General features: G+C 65.1%; 15 protein-coding genes. 1 reads left to right on the top strand and 14 read right to left on the bottom strand.

Annotated elements, in window-relative coordinates:
• Positions 1–46: 46 nt before the first annotated feature.
• The 14 genes from AZSI13_RS10765 to mutS all read right to left on the bottom strand — a co-directional run bounded on the left by AZSI13_RS10765 (position 47) and on the right by mutS (position 14,934).
• Positions 47–946 (bottom strand): ABC transporter permease, encoded by a 900-nt coding sequence (locus AZSI13_RS10765; protein ID WP_109041163.1) that lies wholly within the window; start codon positions 944–946, stop codon positions 47–49.
• On the bottom strand, positions 943–1,929 hold the full coding sequence (locus tag AZSI13_RS10760; protein WP_109041162.1) for an ABC transporter permease: 987 nt from the start codon (positions 1,927–1,929) through the stop codon (positions 943–945). Before AZSI13_RS10760 ends, AZSI13_RS10765 begins: the two co-directional genes overlap by 4 nt.
• A 14-nt stretch (positions 1,930–1,943) precedes the next feature.
• Complete coding sequence (locus AZSI13_RS10755) at positions 1,944–3,575, bottom strand: ABC transporter substrate-binding protein (RefSeq protein ID WP_165833460.1); 1,632 nt, start codon at positions 3,573–3,575, stop codon at positions 1,944–1,946.
• A gap of 337 nt (positions 3,576–3,912) precedes the next feature.
• The gene (gene trmA / locus AZSI13_RS10750; protein WP_109041161.1) at positions 3,913–5,013 is read right to left on the bottom strand and encodes a tRNA (uridine(54)-C5)-methyltransferase TrmA; all 1,101 of its coding nucleotides are present in this window, start codon (positions 5,011–5,013) and stop codon (positions 3,913–3,915) included.
• Positions 5,014–5,421: 408 nt separating this feature from the next.
• Positions 5,422–6,444, bottom strand: a complete 1,023-nt coding sequence (locus tag AZSI13_RS10745) for an AI-2E family transporter (RefSeq protein WP_109041160.1) — start codon at positions 6,442–6,444, stop codon at positions 5,422–5,424.
• A 190-nt stretch (positions 6,445–6,634) separates the two neighbouring features.
• Complete coding sequence (locus AZSI13_RS10740; protein WP_109041159.1) at positions 6,635–7,135, bottom strand: STM3941 family protein; 501 nt, start codon at positions 7,133–7,135, stop codon at positions 6,635–6,637.
• A gap of 49 nt (positions 7,136–7,184) precedes the next feature.
• Positions 7,185–7,553 (bottom strand): DUF2834 domain-containing protein, encoded by a 369-nt coding sequence (locus AZSI13_RS10735; RefSeq protein WP_109041158.1) that lies wholly within the window; start codon positions 7,551–7,553, stop codon positions 7,185–7,187.
• 51 nt (positions 7,554–7,604) lie between these two features.
• Positions 7,605–8,432 (bottom strand): alpha/beta fold hydrolase, encoded by an 828-nt coding sequence (locus AZSI13_RS10730; protein WP_109041157.1) that lies wholly within the window; start codon positions 8,430–8,432, stop codon positions 7,605–7,607.
• Between the two features lie 97 nt (positions 8,433–8,529).
• Positions 8,530–9,015, bottom strand: coding sequence for a hypothetical protein (locus tag AZSI13_RS10725; protein ID WP_109041156.1), 486 nt, complete (start codon positions 9,013–9,015; stop codon positions 8,530–8,532).
• 59 nt (positions 9,016–9,074) lie between these two features.
• Positions 9,075–9,629 (bottom strand): DUF1697 domain-containing protein, encoded by a 555-nt coding sequence (locus AZSI13_RS10720; RefSeq protein WP_201262356.1) that lies wholly within the window; start codon positions 9,627–9,629, stop codon positions 9,075–9,077.
• Between the two features lie 49 nt (positions 9,630–9,678).
• A complete protein-coding gene (locus tag AZSI13_RS10715) occupies positions 9,679–10,161 on the bottom strand; it encodes a hypothetical protein (protein ID WP_133247304.1) in 483 nt (160 codons plus the stop codon).
• A gap of 350 nt (positions 10,162–10,511) precedes the next feature.
• Complete coding sequence (locus AZSI13_RS10710; RefSeq protein ID WP_109041154.1) at positions 10,512–11,786, bottom strand: O-acetylhomoserine aminocarboxypropyltransferase/cysteine synthase family protein; 1,275 nt, start codon at positions 11,784–11,786, stop codon at positions 10,512–10,514.
• A 258-nt stretch (positions 11,787–12,044) separates the two neighbouring features.
• On the bottom strand, positions 12,045–12,326 hold the full coding sequence (locus tag AZSI13_RS10705) for a hypothetical protein (RefSeq protein WP_109041153.1): 282 nt from the start codon (positions 12,324–12,326) through the stop codon (positions 12,045–12,047).
• A 4-nt stretch (positions 12,327–12,330) separates the two neighbouring features.
• A complete protein-coding gene (mutS, locus tag AZSI13_RS10700) occupies positions 12,331–14,934 on the bottom strand; it encodes a DNA mismatch repair protein MutS (RefSeq protein WP_109041152.1) in 2,604 nt (867 codons plus the stop codon).
• 192 nt (positions 14,935–15,126) lie between these two features.
• On the opposite strand from mutS, the gene AZSI13_RS10695 reads away from it, so the two are divergent.
• The gene (locus AZSI13_RS10695) at positions 15,127–15,549 is read left to right on the top strand and encodes a DUF1924 domain-containing protein (protein WP_109041151.1); all 423 of its coding nucleotides are present in this window, start codon (positions 15,127–15,129) and stop codon (positions 15,547–15,549) included.
• The last annotated feature ends 11 nt before the right edge of the window (positions 15,550–15,560 follow it).

The raw sequence follows: 15,560 nt of genomic DNA, 5'->3' as shown, positions 1-15,560 counted from the left end.
GGATCATCCGTGCGCCCTGTTTTCCACCTCCCCAGACTGCAGACATTCACCCCGGCTGGCGCGGGTCCAGGGTGGCGGCCAGCCGGTCGGCGGCCAGGGTGATGGCGGTGATGGCCAGGGTGAGGAGCAGGCCCGGGAACAGGCTGACCCAGTATTCCCCCGAGAGCAGGTAGGCAAAACCATTGGCGATGAGGCGGCCCAGGGAAGGCTCGGTGGCCGGTGCCCCCAGGCCGAGGAAGGCCAGGGTGGCCTCCAGGGAAATGGCCGCCGCCAGTTGCAGGGGCAGGATCACCAGCAGGGGCGGCAGGCAGTTGGGCAGCAGGTGGCGCAGCAAGAGGCGCCCTTCCGACAGGCCTTGCAGGCGGGCGGCGGCCATGTAGTCCTTCTCCGCTTCCACCAGGGCGGCAGCCCGGGCGCTACGGGCGAAATAGGCCCACTGGGAAGCCGCCAGGGCCAGCACCACCTTGATCAGGCCGGGGCCGGAAAGGGCCAGCAGGGCCAGGGCGATGAGCAGGGCGGGGAAGGAGAGCTGCAGGTCGGCCAGGGCCAGCACCAGTCGGTCCCAGGCGCCGCGCCGGTAGCCGGCGAACAGGCCCAGCAGGCTGCCGGCGACGCAGGCCAGCCCGGTGCCGGCGCCCGCCACCAGCAGGCTCAGGCGCAGGCCGTAGAGCATGGCGGAGAGCAGATCCCGCCCCTGCTCGTCGCTGCCCAGCCAGTAGCTGCCGCCGGCGGCGGCCGGGCTGCCCGGGGGCAGGCGGGCATCGAGAATGTCCAGGGCGGCCAGGTCGTAGGGGTTCTGGGGCGCCAGCACCGGGCCGACGAAGGCGGCCAGCAGCACCAGGAGCAGCAGGGCCAGGATAGCCTTGCCCGCCGGGCCGGCGGCGAAGGCGGCGAGCAGCGGGAAACGGTGCCCTGCGGCAGGGCGCGTCACGGCAGCGTCGCTCATGCCCGGGATTCCCGCACCCGGGGGTCGAGCCAGCCGTAGAGCAGTTCAACACCCAGGTTGAGGAGCACGAAGAGGGCGGCGGCACAGAGCAGGTAGGCCACCACCACCGGGCGGTCCAGGGCGTTGATGGCGTCCATCAGCAGCTTGCCCATGCCGGGCCAGCCGAAGACCGTTTCGGTGACCACCGAAAAGGCGATCAGGCCGCCGAATTCCATGCCCAGCACGGTGACCACCGGAATGAGGGTGTTGGGCAGCACGTGGCGCGCCACCACCCGGGCTTCGCTGAGGCCCTTGGCCCGGGCGAAGCGCACGTAGTCACGGCCCAGCACCTCGCGGCTTCCGGCCCGCACCAGGCGCACCACCAGGGCCGCCTTGTAGAGGGCCAGATTGAGGGCTGGCAGCAGCAGATGCTGCCAGCCGTCCCAGGTCAGGCAGGAAAGGGAAAGGGCGGGCAGGCCGAACAGCTCCCGGGTGGCGCCCCGGCCGCCGGGGGGCAGCCATTGCAGCTGCACGGCGAAAACGAGGATCAGCATCAGCCCCAGCCAGAAGGCGGGCAGGGCGAAGCCCAGGGTGGAGGCGGCGCCGATCAGGCGGCCGGCCAGGGAGCGGGGCTTGAGACCGGCCCACAGCCCCAGGGGAATGCCCGCCAGCAGGGCCAGCAGGAGTGCGATGACGGCCAGTTCCAGGGTGGCGGGCAGACGCTCGAGAATCAGGCCCAGGGCCGGTTCGCCGTGGATGAAGGAGCGCCCCAGGTCGCCCTGCAGGGCCTGGCCGAGGAAGTGCAGGTATTGGCGCCAGAGGGGCTGATCCAGGCCCAGGGCGGCGACGGTGCGGGCGATGTCCGCCGGGTCGGCCTGGGGATCTACCAGCAGCTCCACCGGGTTGCCCACCACGTAGAGGGCGGCGAAAACCAGCAGGGAGACGGCCAGCAGCACCCCGGCCCCGTGCAGCAGGCGGCGGACGACGAAGGTGGCGTGGCCCATGGCTCCCGGCGTGCTCAGCGGGGCCGCACCTGGGCGGCGAAGGTGAATTCATCCACCCGGGCCGGATAGCTCAGGCCGGCCCGCAGGGCCCAGGTGGCCACCTGGTGGTGCAGGGGAATCACCGGCAGTTGCTGCATGGCCTGGTTCATGGCCGTTTCGGCGGCCCGGTTGCGGCGGCCGGCATCGGTGCTGGCCAGGGCCTCGCGGATGTCGGCATCCACCCGGGCGTCGCTGAAGCGGCCCCAGTTCCAGGCGCCCCAGCCGGTCTTTTCATCCGGCGTGCCGAGCAGGGTGCGCAGGGCGAAATCCCCGGAGAGGGAACCCCAGCCCAGCAGGGCGGCGCTGAAATCGGCGTGGCGCAGGCGGCCGAAGTAGGCGGCCAGGGGCAGGGTTTCCACCTGGGTCTTGATGCCGATGCGGCTGAAGAACTGGGCCAGGGTTTGCAGCACCTGCTCATCGTAGAGGTAGCGGTTGTTGGGGCCGTGCAGGGTGAGGCGGAAGCCCTCCGGGTAGCCGGCTTCGGCCAGCAGGCGCTTGGCGCCTTCCGGGTCGTAGGGCTCGGCGGCGGGTTTCTCGCCATGGCCGGGAATGCCCGGCGCCACCAGGCGGCTGGCGGGCACACCCAGTCCATCCAGGGTGCGGGCTGCCAGGGCCTCCCGGTTGATGGCCCGGGAGAGGGCCTGGCGCACCTTGAGGTCTTTCAGGGGATTTTTGTCCAGGGGCCGGCCAGCGTTGTCGGTGACGAAGGGCGAGGCGTCGCGGAAGAGGTCGAGCTGGAGGAACAGGGTGCGCCAGGAGACGCGCTGCTCCAGGCGGAAGCGCGCATCCTTCTTCAGCCGCGCCACGTCGGCGCCGGGCACGCCTTCGATCATGTCCACCTGGCCGGCCAACAGGGCGGCGAGGCGGGGCGCATCGGCGGGCAGGATGCGCAGGGTGACGCTTTCCCAGGCCGGTTTGTCACTCCAGTAGCCGTCGAAGCGGGCCATCTCCACCGCTTCGCCGCGGCGGAACTTGACCAGACGGAAGGGGCCAGTGCCCACCAGGGCCTTGCCGCTGTTGAAGTCTTCCGTCGTTGCCTTGGCCGCCGCCTTCTTCGAGACGATGAAAATGGAGGCCAGGTCCAGGGGCAGCGGGCCATAGGGCTGGGCCGTGGTAAGGCGCAGGGTGTGGGCGTCCACCACCTTCTTGGCGCTGATGGCCTTGGTGAAGCCGGTGAAGGGGCCAGGGCTCTGGGTGAGGCTGGCGGGGCGTTCCAGGGAAAAGACCACGTCTTCTACCGTGAGGGGGCTGCCGTCGTGGAATTTCACCCCGGGGCGCAGCTTGAATTCCCAGGTGGTGGGGTTGATGGCCTGCCAGGACTGGGCCAGGCCGGGCACCAGCTGGCCGTCCTTGTCCACCGCCACCAGGGTTTCGAAGAAGTGGCTGGCCACGCCGATGTTGGGGGCGGCGTTGAGGTAGTGGGGATCCAGGGAAGAAACGTCGGCGGCCAGGCCGATGCTGAGGGGTGCCGCCCGGGCGGGCGTTGGCGCCATCACCGCAAGGGTGACGACGGTCAGGAAAACGGCGCAGGCCGCCTTGCCAAGGGCGCGGGCGACAACGGCAGACAACCGCGAAGCGAAGGGGAGGGCCATGAGGGGGCGAGCCATGAAGGGGAGCCGGAAAGACGGAGCCGCCAGTCTACCGGGGCGGCCCGGCGGGGAAAAGGCAAAAGGGCGGGGGTTGGCGCCCAGGCCGCTTTGACTGGAAGGCGCTTTCCCGGCCGGTGGTGTGGCGGATGGTCTGGCGGATGGCCTGGCAGGTACGCCGGCTCGGCCTGCGGCAGTCGGCTTGCTCAGCCGGCTGGCATTAGCCTGCCCGGAGCGGCAAGCTGCAAGCCAATCTCCGTGATGGGGTGGTGGAGATCAAGGCAGGGTGCGCTTCTCCCGATAGGGTGGAGGAAGAACCGCGCCCTGCTTGCCTCTCCGGGGTGTTGCCGTTTTTGCCTCAGCGCCGGCTGAGCAGCAGCCCGCATTCCAGGTGGTCGGTGTAGGGGAACTGGTCGAAGGCGGCGGCGGCGGCGATGCGGTGGGTGTTGTGCAGGGCCGCCACGTTGGCCTTGAGGGTCTCCGGGTTGCAGGAGATGTAGAGAATGTTGTCGAAGCCCCGCACCAGTTCCAGGGTGCCGTCGTCCAGGCCGGCCCGGGGCGGGTCCACGAAAACGGTGGAGAAGCGGTAGCTTTTCAGGTCGATGCCGGCCAGGCGGGTGAATTCCTTGCCCTGCACGTAGGCTTCGGTGAATTCCTCGCTGGAGAGGCGCAGCATCTGCACGTTGCTGACCTGGTTGGCGGCCAGGTTGTCGAGGGCGGCGTACACCGAGGTCTTGCTCATTTCCGTGGCTAGCACCCGGGAGTAATGGGGCGCCAGGGCGATGGTGAAGTTGCCGTTGCCGCAGTACAGCTCCAGCAGGTCGCTCTCGCCGGCCGGGGCGATTTCCTGGGCCCGGGCGCAGGCCCAGGCCAGCATCTGCCGATTCACCTCGCCGTTGGGCTGGGTGAAGCCGCCTTCGATCTGCTTGTAGCGCAGGGCGCGGCCTTCCAGCTCAAAGGCCTCTTCCACCCAGTCCCGGCCCAGCACCACCTTCTGGCCGCGGCTGCGGCCGATCAGCTGGATGCCCAGGCGCTCCGCCAGGCCCCGGGCCGCTTCTTCCCAGAGGGGGCGCAGGGGGCGCTTGTAGACCAGGGTGACGAGCAGATCGCCGCTCAGGGTGGAGAGAAAATCCACCCGGAAGAGAAAGTCCTTGAGCAGGTCGCTGGCCTGCAGCTCGGCTTGCAGGCGCGGCATCATGGCGCAGATGGTGTCCGACGCCACCGGGAAGGTCGCCATGGGCACTGCCTGCCGGGTGTTGTCCGGGTTGAACATGGCGTAGGCCACCTTGCCCTCGTGGCGGATGATCTGGAATTCGGCCCGCAGGCGGTAATGCCGGGGGGCGGAAGGCGCCACGTGGGGTTCCGGCAGGTCGAAGGCCGCAAATTCCTCCCGGAAATGGGCCACCTTGGCAGCCAGAAGGGTGTCGTAGTCGTCGGGAGCGAAGCGGCGCAGGGGCATTGCAGGTACTCGGCGGGAAGAAGGTCAACAGGGGGAGTCAGGGAAAAGCCCGGGAAAAGGCCTAAAAAAAGCCCGGCAAAATCGCTGAGAAAGCGGCACCGGCTGCCTGCCACGCGCCACGCCTCAGGCGGGCGGATAGGAACGGCGCCTCTGCTGGACTGCGCGGGGCGGCGAGGCGTACAAGCCGTAGGTCACCTACAGTGCAGCCAGCCAAGTGGCCACGCCAGTTGCCGGAGGTGTGCAGCAGTCGCCGTTGCGTCACCGCTTGTCGTCAGGCCGGCGGGTCAGCCCGGGCGCTGTCAGGCATTGTTGGGCGTTGTTGGGTGCTTCCAAGCATTTCCGGGCCGGACTATACACGGCTCCCCCGGCACTCCGAAAGAGGGGGGGCGCTACCGGCCTGGGGCCGTTTCAGATCAGCCCCCGCTCCGCCAGTTCGGCCTTGAGGTAGGCGTAGAACACCGGGGCAGCGGCCATGCCGGGCAGGCCGAAAGCCGCTTCCATGACCAGCATGGCCAGGAGCATTTCCCAGGCCTTGGCCTGGATCTGGTTGCCCAGGATCTTGGCGCCAAGGAAATACTCCCCCTTGTGCAGGGCGACAAGAAAGACCAGGGAGGCGAGGGCCGCATTGAACGATACCGAGGCGCTGACCAGCACGATCACCGTGTTGGAGACCAGGTTGCCCACCACGGGCAATATGCCCACCAGCAGCGTGATGGCCAGCATGGTCTTGACCAGAGGCAGGTGGATGCCCAGGGACGGCAGTACCGCCACCAGGTAGATCGCCGTGAAAAAGGTGTTGATGAGGGAAATCTTGCCCTGGCCGATGAAGACCCGCTCGAAGGCCTGATGAAAGGCAGCGACGCGGCTGGCCAGGGCCGCTGCCAGGGGGCGGCGGAAGACGCCATCCCGCGCACGGCTCACCGCCACCATGGCACCGATGATGCCGCCCACCAGTACATGCACCAGGGCCACTCCGGCCTCCTTGCCCAGGCCCTGGAGTTCGGCGCTGTGGTCCCGGAACCAAGCGGAGAGGGTGGCCTGAATCTGCTCCGCCGAATCCGGCAGGCGCTCCGCCAGCCAGGCCGGGAGGATGGCATTGGCCCCTTCCACCACGGCGGCCAGCTTTTCCCACAATAGGGGCAGGCCGGAAGCGCCACCGTGCTTGAGATAGCTGTAGAGCAGCAGCACCCCCAGGCTCACCACCCCCACCGCCAGGGTGCCGATCAGGCCCGTGGCCAGCCCCCGGGCATGTTGCTGGGCAAAGCGTCGGGCAATGAGGGGCGACAGCCGCTCGATCAGGGAATAGACCAGCATCCCCGCAAACAGGGCAGGAATCAGGTGCAGAAGAATGGCCGCGAGGAGCAGGGCGGCCGCAATGCCGTAACTGGCCCGGGCCGGCAGATGCAGGGGGGAGGGATGGGGCGTTTCCATGGCATTCCCTTGTCGTAATGCCGGGAGTGTTGCGGAAATCGGGGAGGGGGGCTGTAACAGAATGTCATTCGCCGGACCCACGGTGGCTGCATTGCTGAAACGGCAGCTTCTGCCCCTGCTATCCGCCGCGGGGCCGGCAGTTGGCGATGTGTGGCCTTGTCAGCCCCCTTGAAACCGCGGTGATGGGTAGTCAGTCGTGGCGCTGGTGGCGCGTGGCAATGGTCTTCTGAATCAGCTCCAGTACCTCGGCCGGGTCTGCCGCCACGGCACTCAGGTTGAGATTGAGGGCGCTGAAGCCCAGGGCCTGGTTGGCAGAAACCAGGGCCCGTTTGATGGGGGAGAGCTTCTCCAGCCAGCGTTCCGGGTGGCGCAGTTCCAGGCAGATGAAGGGGGTGCCCTGCACCGACCCCAGGGAGGCACCGGTGATTTCCGACCAGGGAATTACGCCCACCCCCAGCGTGCGATCCAGAATGCCGTGTTCATCAATCACCAGGCGCGGGCGCGCATCGACCAACTGCCAGCCGAAGAGCAGAATGCCGGCTCCGAAAAACAGGATGCTCATCCACCCCACCCAGGCATCGCCGGGCTTGCCGTGGAGGAGGATGAACACACCTCCCGCAACGAAACCCAGGGTTGCCAGCAGCAACAGGGCGTATTTGAGCCGGGAGGCGTGGAGGGTGATGGGGGGCATGGTGAGTATCACCTGAAGTTTCGGAGGCTTCAGCGAAAATAGGGGCAGCTCATCCGCCCGTTGATGCGCCGTTTTGGCCGGACAGACTCGCTTGAGTTGATGATGAAGCACTGAGTGGGTGCCGCATGTAAAGGAAGAGTGGGAGTCCGAAGGAGACACCCACCAGGAAAGTCCCGGCAATGGGGGCCCATAGGTTGGTCATCTGTAAGCGACGCCCCTCCACCGCGATGAAGAGCGTCAGGACACACGCCGAAACGATGACGTCCATGCCAAAGAAGCCGCCGATAGGGGTGGAGAACAGTTCTTCCACAAAGCGCTGTAGATCGAGCCCATGGGCCAGGAGCCACGGAATGAACTGAGCGTAGGGCAGCACCAGCCCGAGAATGCAGAGGATGAAATAGGTGGTTCGTGTATTCATTTTTACGTTCCTGAAACCTGTGTGGACTCAAATGAGCTGTCGCTGCTGAGGTTATCGGGTGGAGGTTTCAAGCGGTTTCCCCTGAACCAAGGACAGGGCTTCGCGGATCGCCGCGATGATGGCCTCCGGCTTTTCCAGGGGAATGGCATGGCCGCTCTCCACCCAGATCTGCTTGGCGCCGGGGTAGAGGCGGGCGATGTCCCGACGTTTGGTATTGGCGTCATCTGCCACGGGGGATTGTTCTTCCAGGGGCTTGGCGGCGCTGAGTACGAACACCGGCTTGCCGGTGACGGTGGGCAGTTCCAGCACCTGCCTGCCGGTTTGCGGCAGCAGATCGAGTTCCTCCCGGGCACTGCCCGTCACCAGCGCCCCGAGCAGGCCGCGCGTCAGCAATGACTGCTTTTCCAGGGCGCCTTCGCCTTCGAGTTGGCGGGGGTGGGCTGTATCCACCAGAATCAGCGCCCCCACTTCATCCGGGTAGCGGCGCGCATAAAGCTGCATGTACAGGCCACCCAGGGAGTGGCCGACCAGGATGTAGGGGGGCTTCATCCTTTGCGCCTGCAACAGCGCCCGCAGTTCATCCACGATGTGCTGGCCGTCCCGGGGCGTGGTGACGGCATCGCTGTTGCCATAGCCGGGGCGGTTGTAAGCGAAGGTGGTGGTGTCGGTGAGACCGGGCAAGACTTTGGCCCACCACTCCATCCTGCCGCCCAGCCCGTTTTCGAAAACCACCGGCGGCGTGCCATGGCGGGTCAGGGCCATTTCCACCTGTTGCTGGCCCAGCTTTTCCAGCTTGGCATTGGGCAGCGAGGCGCAGCCTGAGAGCAAGGTGGCGGCAAGAAGGGTTACGGCCGCGATGAAGTGATTGTTCCGGTTCATCCAGATAGTCCTGTGGTCAGTACGGAGTGCCAGCCCTGTTCTGTCGCTTGCCTGGTGCTGCCACGGTGTTCTGGCCGGGACGAATTTTTGGGGACTCTCATTGCACGTCGAACTCGAAGACGCCGGCGAGCACGCCTTCGACATACACGCGAATGACGTAGCGCCCCTTCGGGTCTCCCGGGGCAATGCTCCAGGCATTGAGAATGAGCCCGCGATTTAGCGAAACCTCCCGCTCGGTCACCGAGGTGCGGCCATCCTCCGATACCGCCCTTTTGCCCAGGGCCTCGGGCTCCCCCCAGGTGTCGGGCTTTTGGGGCAGCGTGAACTCCTCTCGCCATTTGACCTTCTGCTGCGAGGTGCGGAGCACCAAGACCCAGCCATAACTTTGATTGGGCATGAATGGCACCACGTTCGTTGCCACGAACTCGGTCTTGCCGCTGTTGGCCTGCTTGAAGATGCCGAATTGCGCACGCACTACTTCAGTACCAGTGGCTGCCGTAACCGGCCGGTTCAATGTCGTGGCCAAGGATGGCGAGCAGATGACAAAGCAGAGGAGCGAGAGGACAAAGCGTAGTCGGTTCATGGGGGATGCGGATTCTTGGTTTGACGGGTGCAGTGGGTGACCTATTGCCTAGGCCTCTCTCAGGTTTCAGGCGCTGTTGCCAAAGCCTGCAGTTTAAGAACGGTTGCCCAGTTTCTCGTGGTGAGCGCCTTCCCTGATTTGCCGAGCAGTGCTCCGGCTGCCTTGCTTTCCAGAATGCCGGTAGCGCAATACAGATAAGCCGCCTGTTTCCCGGACAAGAGCGCCTCGGGTTCCGCGACCAGTGAGCTGACCGCATCGAGCCCGGCGAGCGCTGCGTTGTCCTGGGCAAAAACAACCAGGAGCCGGGAGGGATCGATTGCCTTCTCGGCCAGGGAATTCTCAGCAACGATGGTCGAAAGCTCCTCTGCCGTTTTGACGACGACCGGGACTTCCAGTCCCAGCCGTTTTGCGATGGCAGCAGAGATATCGGCAGCATGCCGGGCCGGCGTTCCCCCGCTTGCCTGGAACACGACATTTCCGCTGTTCAGCAGTGTCACGATGCCGCTGTAGCCAAGTTCAATCAGCAAGGCCCGCAAATCGGCCATGGCAATCCGCTTGGCCTTGCCAACATTGATGCCGCGCAGCAGGGCTATGTATCTGGGCAGGTTCGACACCTAGCTTTTGAATTCACTGATCTTGTGCAGATTTATTCGCACGGTCGGGTTAAATAACGGCGCTGCCGTCATTCGTGCCCTCCTGTTGGCTAACAGTGGCGACTGGCTCTGTAGAGCTTGCTTGAAAGAGTTCGCCTCGCAGTTTCGATAGCTCGAGTTCTAGCTTTTCAATTTGAAGTTGCGCAAGCTTGTCGTCTCGAAGTTGGATTTTTCCGTGCCAAAGAAATGCACCGAAGATACTAAGGGCGATACCAGTGCCAAGAACTGCACCGGCAAAAATATTGCCGGTCTTATCATTTGACTTCGCTACTTCCAGCAACTTCTTATTCATCTCAAGCAGGTCTTCATCAATCTTGTTTTTTTCCGTTTTCGCCTCAAGCAGTATGAGGGCCTCCATGTATTTCACTTTTCGCTCAAGGGAAGCGGAATACATGGAAACAACGGAGAAAATTGCACTAATGATGAGTGCAAGGCCGAACAAGCATGTGAACTTATAAATATTGTCAGTGGCAATGGAAAAAGATGGTGGCATGTATTTTGAGGGGAAAGTCTTTAGCGCCCTAGGCATCGTCTCTCAGCCGACTGTAGAGTGACTTGGCAGGTTATTTAGGTGGGGTTGCCAGGGGCAGATATGAATTGAGAATTCTGAAACTAGGACGAAGGTATATTTCAAAGGCGGTAACTGTACAAGCGGCAACTTACCGTTGCTCATAGCCTCCGGCAATGTATTTTTGCAAATGGCATGGGTGGTGAAGTCCTTTTTGTGTGCATGAAGGCCAGGCCATGTCGGTAGCAAAGGTCTTGGTAACGTCAGCCGAAAAGCTATAACCAAAAGAAACGGGACCCGCAGGTCCCGTTTCTTATTTGGCGTTGCCGCAGCGATCAGACAGCAGCCAGCGCCTGTTCCAGATCCTCGATCAGGTCGTCGATGTGTTCGATGCCGATGGAGAGGCGCACGGTATCCACGGTGACGCCGGCCTTGGCCAGTTCTTCCGGGTTGAGCTGGCGGTGGGTGGTGGAAGCCGGGTGGCAGGCCAGGGACTTGGCATCGCCGATGTTCACCAGACGGGTGAAGAGCTTGAGGGCGTCCTGGAAGCGGGCGCCGCCTTCGATGCCGCCTTCCACGCCGAAGGTGAGGATGCCGGAGGGCTTGCCGCCCAGGTACTTCTGGGCCAGGGCGTGGTCAGGGTGGTTTTCCAGACCGGCGTAGTTCACCCACTTCACCTTCTTGTTGCCTTGCAGGTACTTGGCCACCTTGATGGTGTTTTCGGTGATGCGCTCCAGGCGCAGGGCGGCGGTTTCAATGCCCTGCAGGATGAGGAAGGCGTTGAAGGGGCTGATGGCGGCGCCGGTGTTGCGCAGGGGCACGACGCGGGCGCGACCGATGTAGGCGGCGGGGCCCAGGGCTTCGGTGTACACCACGCCGTGGTAGGAAACGTCGGGTTCGTTGAGGCGCTTGAAGCGTTCCTTGTGCTCGGCCCAGGGGAATTTGCCGCTATCGACGATGATGCCGCCGATGGAGTTGCCGTGGCCGCCCAGGTACTTGGTCAGGGAATGCACCACGATGTCGGCACCGAACTCGATGGGACGCAGCAGGAAGGGGCTGGCCACGGTGTTGTCCACGATCAGCGGAATGCCGTTGCGGTGGGCGATTTCGGCCAGCTTTTCGATGTCGGTGATGTTGCCCAGGGGGTTGCCGATGGTTTCGGCGTAGATGGCCTTGGTCTTGCCGTCGATCAGCTTCTCGAAGGAAGCGGGATCGCGGTAGTCGGCGAAGCGCACCTGGATACCCAGCTGGGGGAAGGTGTGGGCGAACAGGTTGTAGGTGCCGCCGTAGAGGGTGGCGGTGGAGACGATGTTGTCGCCGGCTTCGGCGATGGTCTGGATGGCGTAGGTGATGGCGGCCTGGCCGGAAGCCAGGGCCAGGCCAGCGATGCCGCCTTCCAGGGCAGCGACACGCTTTTCCAGGACGTCCTGGGTGGGGTTCATGATGCGGGTGTAGATGTTGCCCGCCACCTTCAGGTCGAACAGGTCGGCCCCGTGCTGGGTGTTGTCGAAGGCGTAGGAGGTGGTCTGGTAAATGGGGACCGCCACGGCCTTGGTAGTGGGGTCGGGGGAATAACCGGCGTGTACGGCGAGGGTTTCGAGCTTCGGCATCTAACAATCTCCCTTGTTGGAATGATGAGCGGTCCGGGGCCGGGCCAGTGCCCGGTGGCAAAGTGGCCAAGGAGGCCCCGTTCCATGACGTTGAATTCTAGGCTTGCAATCCTAGCACTAAGAAAACTATTTTCTAGAATTAATTGGAATAAATAAGCAACCGTCGCGTTCTTAGCGTTCCTTGCGGATGCAGCGCGCCCTGTGGTGCTGGTCCGTTGCGATAACCGCTTGCGGCGTACCGGGGGCCTGGCCGGGGGTTCAGGCCAGCAGCTTGCTGCCCAGACGGTAGAGGGCGGTGGGCAGGGCGATGCAGCCGAGTACGAAAAGGCCGATCTTGAATTCCGCCCAGCGGTCTTCATCCAGCCGGCCTCGCAAGAAGGACACCCAGTCGGGAGGCGCGGCAGTAGCCACGTCATCGACGAAGCCTCGCAGGTCGTCGAACAGCAGGCGGAAGAATTCCCGCAGGGGGTAGAACGACAGGCCCAGGCTGAGCACCAGCAGGAAAGGATGCTCCAGTTGGGGAAAGAGCCACTGGAGCATGGGGTCAGGCCTTGCCCAGGGACTTCAGTTCGTAGAGCAGATCCAGGGCTTCCCGGGGGCTGAGGCTGTCGGGGTCGATTTCCCCCAGGCGCTCCAGGGCCGGATGTTGGGCTTCTTCCGGCGCTTCGGCGCTGGCCACGGCGGCGGCAAAAAGATCGGGTTGTAGCGGGTCCACCGCCGCCCGGGTTTCCAGCTGCCGCAGTTCCTTCTTCGCCGCCCGCACCACGGCGCCGGGAATGCCGGCCAGGGCCGCCACCTGAATCCCGTAGCTCTGGTTGGCCGGGCCTTCTTCCACGGCGTGGAGGAAGACGATGCGGTCGCCGTGCTCCACCGCGTCCAGATGCACATTCACCAGGGCCGGGTATTCGTGGGCCAGGCGGGTCAGCTCGAAGTAGTGGGTGGCGAAGAGGGTCAGGCTGCGGTTCTTCTCCAGCAGATGGCGCAGGATGGCCATGGCCAGGGCCATGCCGTCGAAGGTGGAGGTACCCCGGCCCACCTCGTCCATCAAGACAAGACTTTGTTCCGTGGCGTTGTGCAGGATGGCGGCGGACTCGGTCATTTCCACCATGAAGGTGGAGCGGCCCGAAGCCAGGTCGTCGGAGGCGCCGATGCGGGTGAAAATCTGGTCCATGGGCCCCAGCCGTGCCGCCTTGGCCGGCACGTAGCAGCCCACATGGGCGAGCAGGGCAATCAGCGCCGTCTGCCGCATGTAGGTGGATTTACCGCCCATGTTGGGGCCGGTGATGAGCAGCAGGCGGCGTTCCGCGTCTTCGCTTTCCCCCAGGTCCAGGTCGTTGGGGATGAAGGTGTCGCCCTGGGCCTGCAGCTCGTTTTCCACCACCGGGTGGCGGCCCGCTTCCAGCCACAGGCCGGGCTGGTCGGTGAATTCAGGGCGGCACCAGTTACGGGCCACGGCGGTGTCGGCGAAAGAGGCCAGCATGTCCAGCTGGGCCAGAGCCCGGGCCACCGCCTGCAGTTGTGGCACCACCGGCTGCAACTGGTCCAGCACCTGCTCGTAGAGCCACTTTTCCCGGGCCAGGGCGCGGTCCTGGGCGGAGAGGGCCTTGTCCTCGAAGGCCTTCAGTTCCGGGGTGATGTAGCGTTCGGCGTTCTTCAGGGTCTGGCGCCGGCGGTAGTCGTCCGGCACCTTGTCGGCGTTGGCGTGGGTGACTTCGATGTAGAAGCCGTGCACCCGGTTGTATTCCACCTTGAGGGTGGCGATGCCGGTGCGCTCCTTCTCCCGGGCTTCCAGATCGACGAGGAAGGCGCCGCAGTTGTCGTTGAGGGCCCGCAGCTCGTCCAGCTCGGCATCGAAGCCGGTGGCCATGACGCCGCCGTCCCGCACCATGGCCGCCGGTTCCTGGGCGATGGCGCGCATCAAAAGCTCGATGGCCTCCATCGGCGCTTCCAGCTGGCCCCACAGCTCACCCAGCAGGGGCGAGGGATGGCCGGCCAGGGGGCGGCGCAGTTCCTCCAGGCAGGCGAGGGAGTCGCGCAGGCTGGAAAGGTCCCGGGGCCGGGCGTTGCGCAGGGCGATGCGGCCGGCGATGCGCTCCACGTCGGCAAAGCCCCTCAGGCCGGAACGCAAATAGCCGGCCAGGGCCAGATGGTCTTCCATGAGGGCGCCGATGGCGTCGATGCGGGCCGCCGGCACCGCCCGGTCGCGCCGGGGGTGGTGCAGGGCGTGGCGCAGGTAACGGGCGCCCATGGCGGTGACGCAGCTATCCAGCAGGGAAAAGAGGGTGGGGGAGGCTTCGCCGCGCAGGGTCTCGGTCAGTTCCAGGTTGCGGCGGGTGGCGGCGTCCAGCCCAAGGTAGGCGGATTCCCGTTCCACCACCAGGCCCTGGACGTGGGGCAGGGCCTGGGCCTGGGTGGCCTGGGCATATTGCAGCAGGGCCCCGGCCGCCCCCAGGGCGGGGCGCAGGTCTTCGGCGGCGAAGGCGGTGAGGCTCTGCACCTTGAAGTGTTCCAGCAGCAGGCGCTTGGCCGCTTCGGCGTCGAAATGCCAGTCCGGGCGGCGGGTGGTGGCGGCGCCGATGTTCACTTCCGGCACCAGGGAATCGGGCAGCAGCACTTCGGCGGGGCGGATGCGCTCCAGGGTGGCGGCCAGCTTTTCCGTGGCCACTTCGCTGACGCGGAACTCGCCACTGGCCAGGTTGAGCCAGGCCAAGCCCCAGACGCCCCGGCCGCCGGTCAAGGCCATGAGCAGGGTGTCCCGCTTCTCGTCGAGCAGGGCGGCGTCGGTCAGGGTGCCGGGGGTGACGATGCGGGCCACGGCCCGTTCCACCGGACCCTTGCTGGTGGCCGGATCCCCCACCTGTTCGCAGATGACCACGGATTCGCCCATCTTCACCAGCTTGGCCAGGTACTGCTCCACGGCGTGGTAGGGCACCCCGGCCATCTTGATGGGCAGGCCGGCGGACTGGCCCCGGGTGGTGAGGGTGATGTCCAGCAGGCGGGCGGCCTTTTCCGCATCCTCGAAGAACAGCTCGTAGAAATCCCCCATGCGATAGAAGAGCAGGGTGCCCGGATGCTGGCTTTTCAGCGCCAAATACTGCTGCATCATAGGAGTGTGGCCGGAGGGGTCGCTGTTCTTCTTGGTTGCCATGGGCTGTTTGGGAAAGTGGTAGGCGCGGCACCGGGCCGCCGAAGGGCCGGATTATCCCGTGTCCGGCGATGGGGGGGAAGGCCGGCGCAAGCGATGCCACACAGATTGTTTTGCGCCGGCTGTCCACGCTTAAGGTTGGCTTAATCCGCGCTGCCAATACTGACTCCCACATTCACTTTGGGAGACACCTCAATGAACCGCTTCAGACCCCTGGCCATAGGTGCTGCCCTGGCCTTCCTGGCCGGTAGCACTCTGGCTGCATCGCCCACTTCTCCTGCCGAATTGCAGGCTGCCTGGCTGGCCGAAGCCCGACAGTCCAATCCCGCCTTGCGGGCCTTTTCCGCCGAGCGGGGCCGCAGCTTTTTCAGCACCGCTCACGGCGGCGACTGGAGTTGCGCTTCCTGTCATACCAACAACCCGGGCCAGGGCGGCGCCCATGCGGTGACCCGCAAGCTGATCGAACCCCTGTCACCGGCGGCCAATCCCCGTCGTTTCAGCGATGTCGCCAAGGTGGATAAATGGTTCGGCCGCAACTGCAAGGATGTACTGGGCCGGGCCTGCACGCCCGAGGAGAAGGGCGACCTGCTGGCCTATCTGCTGACCGTGAAACCCTGAGGAGCCATGCC

Source organism: Azospira sp. I13 (genome assembly GCF_003112695.1).
Lineage (GTDB): Bacteria > Pseudomonadota > Gammaproteobacteria > Burkholderiales > Rhodocyclaceae > Azospira.
Note: the sequence above shows the minus strand (reverse complement) of the source record. Positions and strands in the feature narration are given on the sequence as shown.